Here is a 12,901-nt window from a genome sequence, read left to right on the forward strand (position 1 = left end):
GGGGTGCCGGTGTGCGCAAGGGGTGATCAGCCCCGCGCCGCGGCCCGCGCGGCCGCCCGGGCCGCGGCAAGGCCCGCGAGATCGGCCATCACGGGAGGATGCCCGGCCGCTTCGAGGAAGCGCAGGAAATCGGCGCGGGCGAGGGCCGTTGTGCGGTCGTTGCGCAGAGGGTGGAAATGCAGCGGGTCGAAAGCCATCAACCCCTCGTCGAGGACGAGGCGGACCGGCGCCGCCGATTCGTTGGCGAGGGCGAGCGGCGTGACCGAGCCGGGGGAAACGCCCAGCAACGCGATCATCATCTCCGCCGGGCCGAAGGACAGGCGCGGCACCTGCAGGAATTTCTCCAGCGCCGTCAGGTCGACACGGGTATTCTCTTCGGCGACCACCAGCCAGAAACCGCCCTTCCTGTCCTTCAGGAACAGGTTCTTGGCATGGCCGCCGGGCAAGGCGCCGCGCAAGCCCTGCGCTTCCTCGACGGTATGGGCGGGCGCGTGGTCGTGGGTGCGATGTGCGATGCCGAGGGCATCGAGACGGGCGAGGAGTTCGGAATCGGTCAGCGGCATGGCTCCTTTCTAGCGCCGGACGGCGCCGAAAAACATGCTTGCAAAGATCGGGCGCCTGCGTATAGTGCCGGCCTCGACGCGATCAGCGGCCTTTGGAATGCCGCAGATTACGTCGTCCGACGCCAGAGCGGGCGTAGCTCAGGGGTAGAGCACAACCTTGCCAAGGTTGGGGTCGAGGGTTCGAATCCCTTCGCCCGCTCCAGTTTCCCAAGGGAAACTGCGATTTCAGGCCGCCGGACAAACGCCAGAGCGGGCGTAGCTCAGGGGTAGAGCACAACCTTGCCAAGGTTGGGGTCGAGGGTTCGAATCCCTTCGCCCGCTCCAGATTTTCAATAACTTAGCAGCGTTTTGAGGCCTTCGGGCTCCTCATCAGAGGAGCGCCCAGGGGAGCAGATTTGCTGAAGGCCTAAGGCCAGCTTTTCGTGGTCCGCTGCTCCTTCGCCACCCACTCGGCGCGGTAGGTGAGGCGCATTACGGTTAGCACGATCGCATTGATGAACACCCCGCGCGGCTTCCCGGCAAAGGCTGCCCGGCCGCCTGGTAGGTCGGACTGCAGCTTGTCGCAGAGGCCAGTGATGGTCGGGTCGGCAAAGGCCAGCCCGTGAACGCTATGGGCGAACTCGTTCCTAATCTTCCGAATCAGGTTGCACTCGCAGAGCTCGAAGGCGTCGATCAGGCCCAAGGCGTGAGCCGCCTTGATGCGCGCCGAGAAGGTCCCCAGGGGGGCAGTGCCGCCGTCCAGCAGCTCCCCGGCTGTCTTACCGGTGACGAAGAACGCGCGCAGCGTGTCCGCCAGCTTCCGGTCGATCAGGGCAGCGCCGACTAGCGCGGCTCCCCGGTCGGTTTCGGACTGGAACTCATGCAGGAAGGCAGTGAAGTCTTTCAGGTCAGCGTCGCGCATCGCGCGAGCCTAGCAGACAAGGCCGCCCCAAGGCGAGACGGACGGTCGCAGGAGGGGGGGGGCTGATACTTGGGGTTTATTCAGCCTTCCCGCCTGTTCGTATTGTGGCATGTTGTCTAAGCCGATGCTCGGGGGGATTTATGGCGCTGACGAAAAGATGGGCTGGCCGCGCTTGGGGCACAAACATCGGCAATGTATTCGTCACCTTGGAAGGTGAAGATGCGGCGCTGACCGGTACCCTACGAATGAATGAGGAAGGCGTTGGCATTGCGGTTTACGCGGTGCGGGGCACCTTTGATGCACCCACACTCACCCTGACCGGTCAGCCCGAAGCGGAAATTGAGGGCGTCGAGTTTGGGCGGCTCACCGTCACTGGCACGATGAACGCCAAGGGCGAAATCCACGGCGATTGGCAGACCACCATCGGCTCGGCGGGCACCTTCACGCTACTCCCGCACACGGGCGGCGAACAGCCGACCGACGTGCAGAGGGCAGAGCAATTTCACACGGCCCGGCACAATTTTGGCGCGATTGAGATTGATAAGGACCAGATCACGGAAATTGCAGGAAGCATTCGGCGGGAGTTTCCCAGCGTCATTGTCACCGTGGTCGCAGGCACCGAACAAGCCCGCTACCTTGAGGACTTCAAGCAGCTCCAATTCACCGTGGATCGGGCAGAGATCATCAAGATATTCGCCCAAAAGCCCGATGGCTCAGGATCGAACCAGGTCGTCTCCATAGAATTTGGCCCCCAGGTGAACACGGCCATGACGCAGGGGGCGAACGAAGCGTGGGTTCTCGGACAGCTTGAGACATTGAAGCGCGACCTGAAACGGTACGAGCGCACCTACATCACGAACTTCAAGCGGTGGGGGATCGGCATCAACCAGGTGATGCTGCTGGCCGCCATTGTATTCCTACCAAGCCTGAGCGGTTTGAAGGATCGGGCGATTTTGATGGGGGTTGTTCTGGCCTTGATCTTCGGGGTCAACGCGCTGCACTCCCGTTACGTGCCCTATGCAGCGATCTACCTGCGCGAGAAAAAGAAGGGCTGGTTCGGCAAGGCATGGCCCAGGGTGGCGTCGTGGGGGATCGGCATTGTGGCGACGGTCATTGCGGGGTTGGCAGCTGCCTACCTCCAGGGGGCCCTCAAGATCCCTGCGCCGCCTCCCGCCATCGAAGCTTCCCAAGGCAAGTGAAGGGTCAGAGCGCGTAGGGGCTCACGTTTCGGGTGCGGCACCGGTCGCACATCCGATTGCCCGGCCCGCTGCTCGCAAAAGGCTGCCGACAACACAGGCAGGGCTGCGGAGCCGCATCGACTTGGTTGACATACTTGACGGGCTTGCGGGGTTGGGCCGGTTTTGTCCTCTTGGCCCGCACCTCGCGCTCGTCGCGGCCGTTCAACTGTATCGGCGGCTGGAACACGATCTGTCCCCAACGCACCCGTTCGAGCAGCTCTCGGCTGGGGCCGGGACCCAGCGCTGCGCGGGCCTCTGCCTGCGTCATGCCCGCCCGAAGGACTGCCCAGGGGACAGACGCTTAGGGGTGAGCCGCAGCTCGGCAATCCTTGGCTCGCTCATTTGGGCGGCCGCGAACTGCTGCCCTTCGCGGGCGTGTGGCCTGCCTTGCCTACGGGGCGCGGCGGAGCTGTTCCCGGCCCCTGGATGGCTTTCGTCTGGCGTGGAGGCGAATAGCGTGGGGGTCGTGTTGAGCGCATCATGGTTTCCTCTCATGCTGATGTTTCTCCCAGTCTGCCGCCAGAGCGGCGCGGCATTCGGCCAAGTCGCCGGGTGCCAGCCGCCGCAAGGCCCATTGGGGTGGGTCGAACCGGCCGCGCACGGACAACATACACAGGATACACAGGCGGAATGCGTCGTCGCGCTGCGGCTTGCCCGCCGCGCGGCGGGCGCGGGCGCGCAGCGTCGAGTGCATCGCCGGATCGAGCCCGGAGAGGAATGGCGGCTCGGTGCACATCCAGTGGCCACGACTTCCGAACTTCGGCCGCGTCTGTCCCCTATCGCGGTCCAAGGCCCCTTTCCGTGTAGACGCCCGTATGCCGGCAGCCTTGAATTCGCTCGGTCCTCTATTAAGGTATATGGCGATATGTTTTAATAATGAAAAGGCTAATGAAAGGATCGCGCGTGGCGGACGGGGCGAACCAAAGGCTCGGGGCCTATGTCGAAACGAGCGCGGGAGGCGAGCGGGTGCGCGCCTATATGCCCGCGCCATTGCCGCCGATGCCGCCGCTCGAACTCGCACGGTTCATGCGGGTCTACGAACGCGCCATCGCCGCGGTCGGGCGGCTCGATGGCATGACGACGATCCTGCCCTCGACGCCCTTGTTCCTCTACATGTACGTCCGCAAGGAAGCCCTCCTGTCCTCGCAGATCGAGGGGACGCAATCGTCGTTGTCGGATCTGCTGCTCTTCGAAAATAACGAAGCGTCGGCGGCCCTGCTCGACGATGTGACCGAGGTTTCGAATTACGTCGCGGCGATCGAGCACGGCGTCTCCCGGATGCGGGGTGGATTTCCCCTGTCGCTCCGGCTGATCCGCGAAATGCACGCCATCCTGCTCAAGTCGGGACGGGGCGCCGCCAAGCAACCGGGCGAGTTTCGCCGCTCGCAGAAATGGATCGGCGGAACCCGGCCCGGCAACGCCCTGTTCGTGCCGCCGCCGCCGAACCGGCTGGACGAATGCCTGGACGCGCTCGAGCGTTTCCTGCACAGCGAGGATGCGGCTTTGCCCCCGCTCATCCGGGCGGGCCTGGCTCACGTCCAGTTCGAGACGATCCACCCTTTTCTCGACGGCAACGGGCGTCTGGGCCGGCTGCTCATCACGCTGATCCTGTGCGAGGCGGGGGTGATGCGCGAGCCGATCCTCTATCTCAGCCTGTTCCTGAAATCCCGGCGCGACGACTATTACCGGCTCTTGCAGGAAGTCCGCCAGGCCGGGACATGGGAGACCTGGATGGAGTTTTTCCTGACCGGCGTCGCGGAGACCGCTGAACAAGCCACCGCGACGGCACGCGATCTGATCGCCATGTTCGACGCTCACCGGCAGCGGATCGCTGGCCTCGGCCGCGCGGCCGTGTCCGCGCTTCGAGTCCATGAATTGATGCAGGCCAGCCCGATCATGACCATCCAGACTGTCGCCGAAAAGCTCGCCATCTCTTTCCCGACCGCCAGCACGGCGCTGGAAAATCTCGCCAGAATCGATGTCGTGCGCGAGACCACGGGGCGGCAACGTGGCCGTATCTACGCCTATTCGGACTATCTGGCCTTGCTCGATCGCGGCACGGATCCCTTGCCGGCCTGACGCGTCGGCCCCTATGCGGGTATTGCGCCCACCCCGCCCAAATCCCCACTCGCCCGATTTCCCACCAAACTATACTTTCGGTCAGGGGCCGGGGCGGGGGCGCGGCGGATGGTGTCGTGTTCCGGCCGGGCCGGGATCAAGGACAAGGCGGCGCCCGGCGCAGATCGGAGCCCGCGGGATCTCCTGGGAGGGAGCCATGGGCAGGCATGAGAAATTCAGTCCGCCGACATTCAATCTCGAGCTCGTCCCGCGCGGCCGGCTGATCGAGGCGATCTGCGCCAGTATCGCCGGCAATACGGTGACCTTGGTGACGGCGCCCACGGGCAGCGGGAAGTCGGCCCTGATGGCGCAGGTCCTGGACGCCTGGCGCGGGCGAGGGGGCGAGGCGGCCTGGTTCGGCTGCGATCATTTCGACGCCGAGGCGGGGCGTTTCGTCTCGATGCTGGAACAGGCGGTCGCCCATTGTCGCGACGACGGGCGCGGTCGCGACGACGGGATGGGGGGCGATCGGACGACGATCGAGGCCCTGCTGTCGGCCCATGATCCCAAGGGGCTGGTCGATGCCATCGTCGCCCGGGGCCGGCGCATCGTGCTCTTCATCGACAATTTCCACCTTTGCGACAGCGAGGAAACGGCGCATGCCCTCGATGTCCTGATCCGCGAGGGCAGGGGCCTGGTCCATGCGGTCATCGGCACGCGGCGCGGGGTCCGGCTCGCCCTCGGGCATCTGCGGCTGCGCGGCCTCGTCGGCGAATTCGATGCCGGCGACCTCGCCTTTTCGCCCGAGGAGGCGCGGCGGCTGATCGGCCATGATTGCCGGGCCGACGCAGATGCGGTCGAGCGGGTGATCCGGCGCACCGAAGGCTGGGCGGCCGGGCTGCAACTGGTCCGCCTGCTGGTCGCCGCCGGCACCAGCCTGCGCCAGCTGGCGGAGGAATTCTCCGGCGCCGATCAGGATATCGGCCAGTTCCTGAACGAGGAAGTCTTCCGCACCCTGCCGCCGCCCTTGCGCGATTTTCTCCTTCGCGTCGGACCTCTCGACAATATCACCGCTGAATTGTCGGAAGCGGTCACCGGCGATGGCGCGGCGCGGGACCATTTCCACGACATGCAGGAGCGCAATCTCTTCGTCATGCGGCTGGACCGCCAGGGCACGCAGGTCCGGCTGCATGCGCTGTTCCGCGATTTCCTGGTCATGCAGGCCCTGCGGCAGGACCCCGCGCTGGTCGCCCAGTCCTTGAGCCGGGCGGCGCTGTGGCACCATGGCAAGGGCGACTGGATCGAGGCGATCGACTATGCCTTCCGGGCCGGCGCGGGCGATCTGGCGGCGGCGTGGCTGGAGGCCTGTGCCCCCGAGCTGCTGACCCGCCGGGGCGAGACCGCCCGTTTCCTGAGCTGCGCCGAGCGCCTGCCGCCGGCGGACCCGACCTGGCCGAGGATCGCCTTCTGGATGGTCTGGGCGGCGCTGTTCTCGGGCGATTACGACCGGGCCGGCCAGATCATGGACGCCCATTTCGAGACCTTGCGGCGGCAGGACCCGCAGGGGCGCCAGCTCGGCCTTTTGCGGTTCCTGATCGCCTATTTCACCTATCGCCATGGCGATGCCCTGATGCTCGGCCGGGACTGGCTGGAGGGCGGCGCGGCCGAGACGCCCTTCGACCGGGCGACGGTCGCGGTGGCGATGGCGCTGTGCCAGCGCACCCAGCTCGACATGGCGGGCGCGCTGAAATCCCTCGACCTCGCGCGGCGGGAAATCGCCCGGGCCAATACCAGTTACGGCCTTGGCTGGGTCACGACACTCTCCGCCCTGTTTTTCCTGTTTCAGGGCCGGCCCGAGGCGGCCTGCAAGGAAATCGAGGACATGCTGGCCCGCAATCAGCCGTCGGAGCTGATGCGGGCCTCGGCCGAACTGGTGCTGGCCGATGCCTGTTACGAGCGCGGCCAGCTCGACCAGGCGCGGCTGCTGATCCGGCGCAGCCTGCCGAGCATCGCCCAGCACGGCAATATCGACGTCGCCCTGTGCGGCTGGCGGGTCGCGGCGCGTCTCGCCCTGATCGACAAGGGGCCGGGGGCCGCGCTCGACCTGTTGCGCGACATGGAACCCCTGTCGATCCGGCGCTTCGGGGCACCCGCGCTGAAGATGCTTCATCTCATCAGGAACGAGATCATCCTCGATCTCAGTCCCGTCGTCCGGCGCGGCCTCGACATCGCCGATGGCGGCGATCCCGGCGAGGCGGCGGCGGACACGCCCGAACTCGCCGAGCGTCAACGCCTGCTGAACGCCAAGCAGAATCTGGTCTCGGGCCATGCCCGGCGGGCGATCGCCGATGTCCTGCCGATCGTCGCCGCGACCAGGGCCAGCGGTCGCCTTCGCCTGTGGGTCCAGGCCTGCTGCGTGAAGGCGGCGGCCCATCATGCCGATGGCGAGACGACATTCGCCCTCCGCACCCTCATCGAAGCCGTGGAAAAGGCGGCGTCGCTGGGCCTCGCGCGCAGCATTCTCGACCATGAGGCGATCCTGCGCCCCTTCGCCCCGGCGATCGCGCAGCATGTCGGCTCGATCCGGGACAGCCTGCCGGCCGAAGCGGTCGCACTGGTCGCGCGATTGGCCGGAACCCCGGCCGCCGCCCCCGATGACGACGACGAGGACGGGGCATTGTCCGGCGAGGTGGCGGCCCGCGCCAGCCTCAGCAAGAAGGAATACCGCGTCCTCGCCATGGTGTCCCAGGGCCTGACCAATGGCCAGATCACCGAGCGTCTGTTCGTGTCGCTGCCGACGGTGAAATGGCACCTGCGGAATATCTTCGACAAGCTCGACGTGCGGACGCGGACGGCGGCGGTCGCCAAGGCCCGCTCGATGGGCATGCTGCAATAGGGTTAGGCGGGATCCCCGGGCCCCGCCGCCAGCGCGCGGGCGATCGCGGCGTTGAACAGGGTGGAACCGGTCAGGTTCTGTCCGCCGTCGACGCGGAGCCCGGCGCCGCTGATATAGCTCGCCAGTGGCGAGACCAGGAAGGCGGCGGCCTGGCCGATTTCCTCCTGTTCCGCCATGCGGCCGAGCGGCGTCATTTCGCGCCACAGGTCCGGGTCCTCCGGTCCGCCCAGGCGCTTCATGCCTTCGGTATCCTTCACCGGGCCAGGCACGATGCTGTTGCAGCGGATGCCGTAGCGACCCCATTCGAGCGCCAGGTTCCGCATCAGATTGTCGATCCCCGCCTTGGCGGCGCCGACATGGGCCTGGAAGGCGAAGGGCACGAAGGACTGTCCGCCCGAAACGAACAGGATGTTGCCCTTCGTCTCGCGCAGTTGCGGAAAGGCGGCCCGGGTCGCGTGGAACGTGCCGAGCAGGTCGATCTCGACGACGGTGCGGAAGCCCTTGGCGCTGATCGCTTCCGCCGGGGCGACGAAATTGCCGGCCGCGCCGCAGACCAGAATATCGACGGGGCCGAGAGCGAGGCGGCAGGCATCGAGGGCGGCCTGGACCGCGTCGGCGTCGCGGACATCCGCGACCGCGGTGAAGACCTCGGCGCCCAGCGCCTCGAGGGCGATCCGGCCGCTTTCGAGCCGCTCCCGCGTTCGGCCGCAGATCCCGATCCTCGCGCCCAGCGCCGCGAAAGCCTTGCCGATGGCGAGGTTCACGCCGCTGCCGCCGCCGGTGATGAAGGCGGTGCGGCCCTCGAGCAGGCCCGGGTTGAAATGGTCGGTGATCATGGGTCCTCCCGTCGTTGGCGGGGCCGTGCCGCCCCTTGCCCGATCCCTAGCGGAGAAGGCACGGCCGAGAACTATCCTTTCGGACAGTGAGGCGATTTCCCGGGGCGATAGGGTTCATGCCGGTGGATGCCGCGCATCCCAAGCACAGAAAAATGAGGAGGAAATCATGGAAACCACCACGATTCCGGTCGATCTCGTCGCCCCCATCTTCTCGCCCGCGACCTTCGGCAGCCGCGAGCGCATCCAGGACATCTTCCAGACGCTGCGCCGCGATTATCCGCTGTCGGTGGCGGAAGTGCCGGGGTTCGATCCGCACTGGATCGTCACCAAATATGACGATATCCGGGAGATTACGCGTCAGGACAAGATCTTCCTGAACGCCGAGCGCTCGAAGACCCTGGCCTCGCAATATGCCGAACAGCTGATGCGGGACTATACCGGCGGCCTGCCGCATATCTTCCGCACCCTCGTGCATATGGACGAGCCCGAGCACACGGATTACCGCAACGTCACCGCGCCGCATTTCATGCCGCAGTCGATCGCGGCGCTGGAGCCCAAGGTGCGCGAGATGGCGAAGCGCTACGCCGACCGGCTGGCCGCCCTGGCGCCGCAGTGCGACTTCGCCTGGGACGTCGCCTTCCACTATCCGCTCGAGGTGGTGCTGAGCATCATCGGCGTGCCCGAGGAAGACCACGCCAAGATGCTGCGCCTGACGCAGTGGCTGTTCACCTATGCCGATCCCGACCTGAAGCGTCCGGGCTCCGACCCGACCGATCCGGGCGAGATCATCCGGACCTGGGACATCGTCTATGCCGAGTTCAAGGAATATTACGACAAGGTGATCGCGGACCGGCGCGGCTGCCCGCGCGGCGACATCGCCTCGGTCATCGCCAACGGCTGCCCGATGGAAGACCGGGCGATGATCTCCTATTTCGTCATCGCCTCGACCGCCGGGCATGACACCACCTCGGCGACGACCGCCACCTCGATGTGGAAACTGGCGGAGACGCCCGGGCTCCTGAAGAAGCTGCAGGACAATCCGAAGCTGATCGCCGGTTTCGTCGAGGAATCGATCCGCTGGGCCTCGCCGGTGCAGCAGTTCGTCCGCTCCGCCAAGGAGGACTATGTGCTGCGCGGCCGTCAGATTAAGAAGGGCGACCTCCTGTATCTGTCCTATATCTCGGGCAACCGGGACGAGGATGCCTTCGAGGATCCGATGGTGTTCAATCCCGAACGCACGCCCAACCGCCACATCGGCTTTGGCTACGGCTCCCACATCTGTCTCGGCCAGCATCTGTCTCGGCCAGCATCTGGCGCGGCTCGAGATGCGCTGCTTCTGGGAGGAAGTCATTCCCCGCCTGAAGCATATCGAGATGGCGGGCGAAGGCGAGATGGCCCAGTCCGAATTCGTCTGCGGGCCGAAGCGCGTGCCGATCCGCTTCGAGATGACGGCTTGAGCGCGGCCATGTCGGAGGAGACCTACAAGCTGTGGCAATGCGCGACCTGCGGCGAGATCTATGACGAGGCCGCCGGCATCCCCGATGCCGGCATCCCGCCGGGAACCCGCTTCGCCGACCTGCCGGACGACTGGTATTGCCCGGCCTGCGGCACGGCGAAGAGCGATTTCGTGCCTTACGAGCCTTGAGACCGGAAGGGCGGGGTCGCGCCCGCCCTCAGATCAGGCGGCGAAGGGGCTGGATCAGCCCCTCGTCATCCTCGGCCACGCGGCCGACGCGGGGGGGCGACCGGCACGTCCTCCCAGGGGCCGGGGTCGGCGCGCAGCAGATGCGCCGGCGGCTCGGGCGCGGTCAGCCATTCGTCGTGATCTTCCGGCCGGACGATCACCGGCATCCGGTCGTGGATGTGGCGAAGGGCGGGCGCGGCGTCGGTGACGACGATCGTGTGCGAGACGATCTCGTGCCCCTCGGGCGAGCGCCAGAGCGACCACAGGCCGGCGAAGCTGATCGTTTCCGCCCCCGGGCGCTGAATGAGATGCGGTTGTTTCGAGCGGCCGACCGTGTGCCATTCGTACCAGCCCGACGCTGGCACGAGACAGCGCGCCTGATGCCACGGCCCGTGATAGAGGCGAGACTGCTCCAGCCCCTCGGCCCTGGCGTTGATCGTCGTGATACGGATGTCGCCGAGGTCGCGGACCCAGAGCGGGATCATGCCCCAGCGGCTCCACGCCAGTTCGCGATCCGCCCGCACGATGGGCACGACCTGGGTCGGCGCGACATTGTAGCGGGGTTGCAGGTTCGACGGCGGCGCGTCGATCGTCAGGCTGTAGAGCCTGTGGATGTCCCGCCAATTCAGCCGATAGGTATAGCGACCGCACATGGCCTCTCCGAGGAACGGTCAGGCAACAAGAGTTGAACGGTTTGCTGCGGGAAAGTCTAACAGTTCCCGTTGCGTTCCGTTCCGAACGGCCCGGCAAGGCGTAAATTTCTCTTTGAAATCAATGGCTTGGCGCTGGTGCCGGCGCGCGGAATTGAACCGCGGACCTACTGATTACGAATCAGTTGCTCTACCCCTGAGCTACGCCGGCAGGCCGGGGGCCATCGAAGGCGCTTCTAATAGCCAAGATGAGGGGGCTTCGCAAGCCCTGCTTTGCGCGCGCGCCGGTTGCTGCGCCGCACGCGGTCTTGTAGGGTGCCGGCCATGACCGATACCGTCCTCCTCCACGTCGAAGGCGCGCGCGCCACCATCACCCTGAACCGGCCGGAGCGCCACAATGCGCTGGAGCGGGCCGACCTCGAGCGTTTCGGCGCCCATCTCACCGCGATCGCGGCCGATCCCTCGATCCGCCTGCTGATCCTTTCGGGCGGCACGTCGAAGAGTTTCTGTTCCGGGGTCTCGATCAACGATCTGACCTCGGGCGAGCAGCGCGAAGGCGCGCTGGAGGCTTTCGTCAACCAGCTGGAAAGCCTGAAGATCCCGGTGATCGCCGCGCTGAACGGCGGCATTTTCGGCGGCGCGGTCGAGATCGCGCTGGTCGCCGATTTCCGCATCGGGGTCGAGGGCATGAAGATGTTCGTGCCGCCGGCCCGACTCGGCATCCATTATCCGGTGCTGGGCCTGTCGCGCCTCGTCGAGCGGCTGGGCCTCAATGTCGCCAAGCGCCTCGTGCTTTCGGTCGAGGAATTCGCCGGGCAGCAACTGGTCGAGATCGGTTTCCTCGACAAGATCGTCGCCAGGGACGCCCTCGCCGCCGAAGTGGATGCGCTGGCCGAGCGTATCCTCGGCCTCGCGCCCCTCGCGGTGCAGGGCATGAAGCAGACCCTGAACGGCATCGCCCGGGGCGATCTCGACGAGACGGCGGCGGCCGAGCGGATTTCCGCCTGCTGGTCCTCGGATGACCTCCAGGAAGGGCTGAAAGCCTTCGCCGAGAAGCGCAAGTCCGTCTTCCGCGGCTTCTGATCCCCGAGATTCCACAGGAGAATGACATGCGTTTTCTGCACACGATGATCCGCGTGCGCGACCTCGACGCCGCGATGACTTTCTTCTGCACCCATCTTGGCCTCCGCGAGGTGCGCCGGATGGAGAGCGAGGGCGGGCGGTTCACGCTCGTCTATCTCGCCGCGCCGGTCGATGCCGATGCGGGCGCCACCGATGCGCCGCTGGTCGAGCTGACCTACAACTGGGATACGGAAGATTACGGCACGGCGCGCAATTTCGGCCACCTCGCCTTCGAGGTCGACGATATCTACGCGACCTGCGCGAAGCTGCAGGCGGCGGGCATCACCATCAACCGGCCGCCGCGCGACGGCTGGATGGCCTTCGTCCGCTCGCCCGACCTGATTTCGGTCGAGCTTCTGCAGAAGGGCGCGCCGCTGCCCCCGGCCGAGCCGTGGAAATCCATGCCCAGCACCGGCGTCTGGTGATCGTCCCGGCGATTACAGGCGAATGAGCCGGACCGCGTCGCCGAGCCCTTCGGCGATGCGCGCCACCTGCTCGTGGTGGCTGAGCACGATCACCTGGGTGTGATGCGACAGGTCCGTCAGCGCCTCCAGGATGAGGCGGCTGCGGGTCTCGTCCGAGGTTTGCAGCAGATCATCGGCGATGAAGGGCAGGGCCGGGCCCCTGCCCGCGTAATCCTCGATCATGACGAGACGCAGCGCGAGATAGAGCTGGTCGCGCCCGCCTTCCGACAATTCCTCCACCCGCTTGGCCGTCACCCCGTCGGCCTCGATCATCAGCAGGTGGGGCCGGCCGGCATCATCCTCGTCGGCCGTCACGCCCTGATAGGCGCCGCCGGTGAGACGCGCGAAACGGGCGCCGATCCGGGCGAGGAGACTGTCCTCGTCCTCCTCTTTCCGCAGGCGGTCCAGGGCTTCCGCCAGCAGGGCGGCGGCGCCATGGGCCAGCAGGGCATCCCCGGCGAGCCGAAGCAGGCGCGCGCCGGCCTGCTG

The 12,901-nt window shown here is 66.5% G+C and carries 12 protein-coding genes and 3 tRNA genes; 8 read left to right on the top strand and 7 right to left on the bottom strand.

Going from position 1 to position 12,901, the window contains the following annotated elements; translation table 11 throughout:
• Positions 1-26 precede the first annotated feature (26 nt).
• Positions 27-563, bottom strand: coding sequence for a prolyl-tRNA synthetase associated domain-containing protein (locus WAZ62_RS18720; RefSeq protein ID WP_422645055.1), 537 nt, complete (start codon positions 561-563; stop codon positions 27-29).
• Positions 564-690: 127 nt separating this feature from the next.
• Here WAZ62_RS18720 and WAZ62_RS18725 point away from each other — a divergent pair.
• Positions 691-765 (top strand) — tRNA-Gly (locus WAZ62_RS18725).
• A gap of 47 nt (positions 766-812) precedes the next feature.
• Positions 813-887: transfer RNA gene (locus WAZ62_RS18730), tRNA-Gly, on the top strand.
• Positions 888-969: 82 nt separating this feature from the next.
• On the opposite strand, the gene WAZ62_RS18735 is transcribed toward WAZ62_RS18730, so the two are convergent.
• Positions 970-1,464, bottom strand: coding sequence for a hypothetical protein (locus WAZ62_RS18735; RefSeq protein WP_422645056.1), 495 nt, complete (start codon positions 1,462-1,464; stop codon positions 970-972).
• 140 nt (positions 1,465-1,604) lie between these two features.
• On the opposite strand from WAZ62_RS18735, the gene WAZ62_RS18740 reads away from it, so the two are divergent.
• Positions 1,605-2,663 carry a hypothetical protein gene (locus WAZ62_RS18740; RefSeq protein WP_422645057.1) on the top strand — a complete coding sequence of 353 codons (1,059 nt, stop codon included), beginning with the start codon at positions 1,605-1,607 and terminating at the stop codon, positions 2,661-2,663.
• Positions 2,664-3,180: 517 nt separating this feature from the next.
• Here the strand turns inward: WAZ62_RS18740 and WAZ62_RS18745 are convergent.
• Complete coding sequence (locus WAZ62_RS18745) at positions 3,181-3,492, bottom strand: hypothetical protein (RefSeq protein WP_422645058.1); 312 nt, start codon at positions 3,490-3,492, stop codon at positions 3,181-3,183.
• A gap of 176 nt (positions 3,493-3,668) precedes the next feature.
• On the opposite strand from WAZ62_RS18745, the gene WAZ62_RS18750 reads away from it, so the two are divergent.
• Together WAZ62_RS18750 and WAZ62_RS18755 are read left to right on the top strand one after the other, a co-directional pair.
• A complete protein-coding gene (locus WAZ62_RS18750) occupies positions 3,669-4,781 on the top strand; it encodes a Fic family protein (RefSeq protein ID WP_422645059.1) in 1,113 nt (370 codons plus the stop codon).
• A 196-nt stretch (positions 4,782-4,977) separates the two neighbouring features.
• Entirely contained in the window at positions 4,978-7,656 is a 2,679-nt protein-coding gene (locus tag WAZ62_RS18755; protein ID WP_422645060.1) for a LuxR C-terminal-related transcriptional regulator, read from the top strand.
• Between the two features lie 2 nt (positions 7,657-7,658).
• Here WAZ62_RS18755 and WAZ62_RS18760 read toward each other — a convergent pair whose 3' ends face one another.
• Positions 7,659-8,492 carry an SDR family oxidoreductase gene (locus tag WAZ62_RS18760; RefSeq protein WP_422645061.1) on the bottom strand — a complete coding sequence of 278 codons (834 nt, stop codon included), beginning with the start codon at positions 8,490-8,492 and terminating at the stop codon, positions 7,659-7,661.
• Between the two features lie 166 nt (positions 8,493-8,658).
• On the opposite strand from WAZ62_RS18760, the gene WAZ62_RS18765 reads away from it, so the two are divergent.
• Positions 8,659-10,137, top strand: coding sequence for a cytochrome P450 (locus tag WAZ62_RS18765; protein WP_422645062.1), 1,479 nt, complete (start codon positions 8,659-8,661; stop codon positions 10,135-10,137).
• Between the two features lie 65 nt (positions 10,138-10,202).
• Here the strand turns inward: WAZ62_RS18765 and WAZ62_RS18770 are convergent, their stop codons facing one another.
• Positions 10,203-10,829 carry an SOS response-associated peptidase gene (locus WAZ62_RS18770; RefSeq protein WP_422645063.1) on the bottom strand — a complete coding sequence of 209 codons (627 nt, stop codon included), beginning with the start codon at positions 10,827-10,829 and terminating at the stop codon, positions 10,203-10,205.
• Between the two features lie 133 nt (positions 10,830-10,962).
• Positions 10,963-11,037, bottom strand: a tRNA-Thr gene (locus tag WAZ62_RS18775).
• 113 nt (positions 11,038-11,150) lie between these two features.
• Between WAZ62_RS18775 and WAZ62_RS18780 the strand changes: the two genes are divergently transcribed.
• Complete coding sequence (locus tag WAZ62_RS18780) at positions 11,151-11,909, top strand: enoyl-CoA hydratase/isomerase family protein (protein ID WP_422645064.1); 759 nt, start codon at positions 11,151-11,153, stop codon at positions 11,907-11,909.
• Between the two features lie 26 nt (positions 11,910-11,935).
• On the top strand, positions 11,936-12,373 hold the full coding sequence (locus WAZ62_RS18785) for a VOC family protein (RefSeq protein WP_422645065.1): 438 nt from the start codon (positions 11,936-11,938) through the stop codon (positions 12,371-12,373).
• 12 nt (positions 12,374-12,385) lie between these two features.
• Here WAZ62_RS18785 and WAZ62_RS18790 read toward each other — a convergent pair.
• Positions 12,386-12,901: ATP-binding protein (locus WAZ62_RS18790; RefSeq protein WP_422645066.1), on the bottom strand; the 516-nt coding region annotated here is incomplete at its 5' end.

This window comes from Zavarzinia sp. (assembly GCF_049306435.1).
Taxonomy (GTDB): domain Bacteria; phylum Pseudomonadota; class Alphaproteobacteria; order Zavarziniales; family Zavarziniaceae; genus Zavarzinia.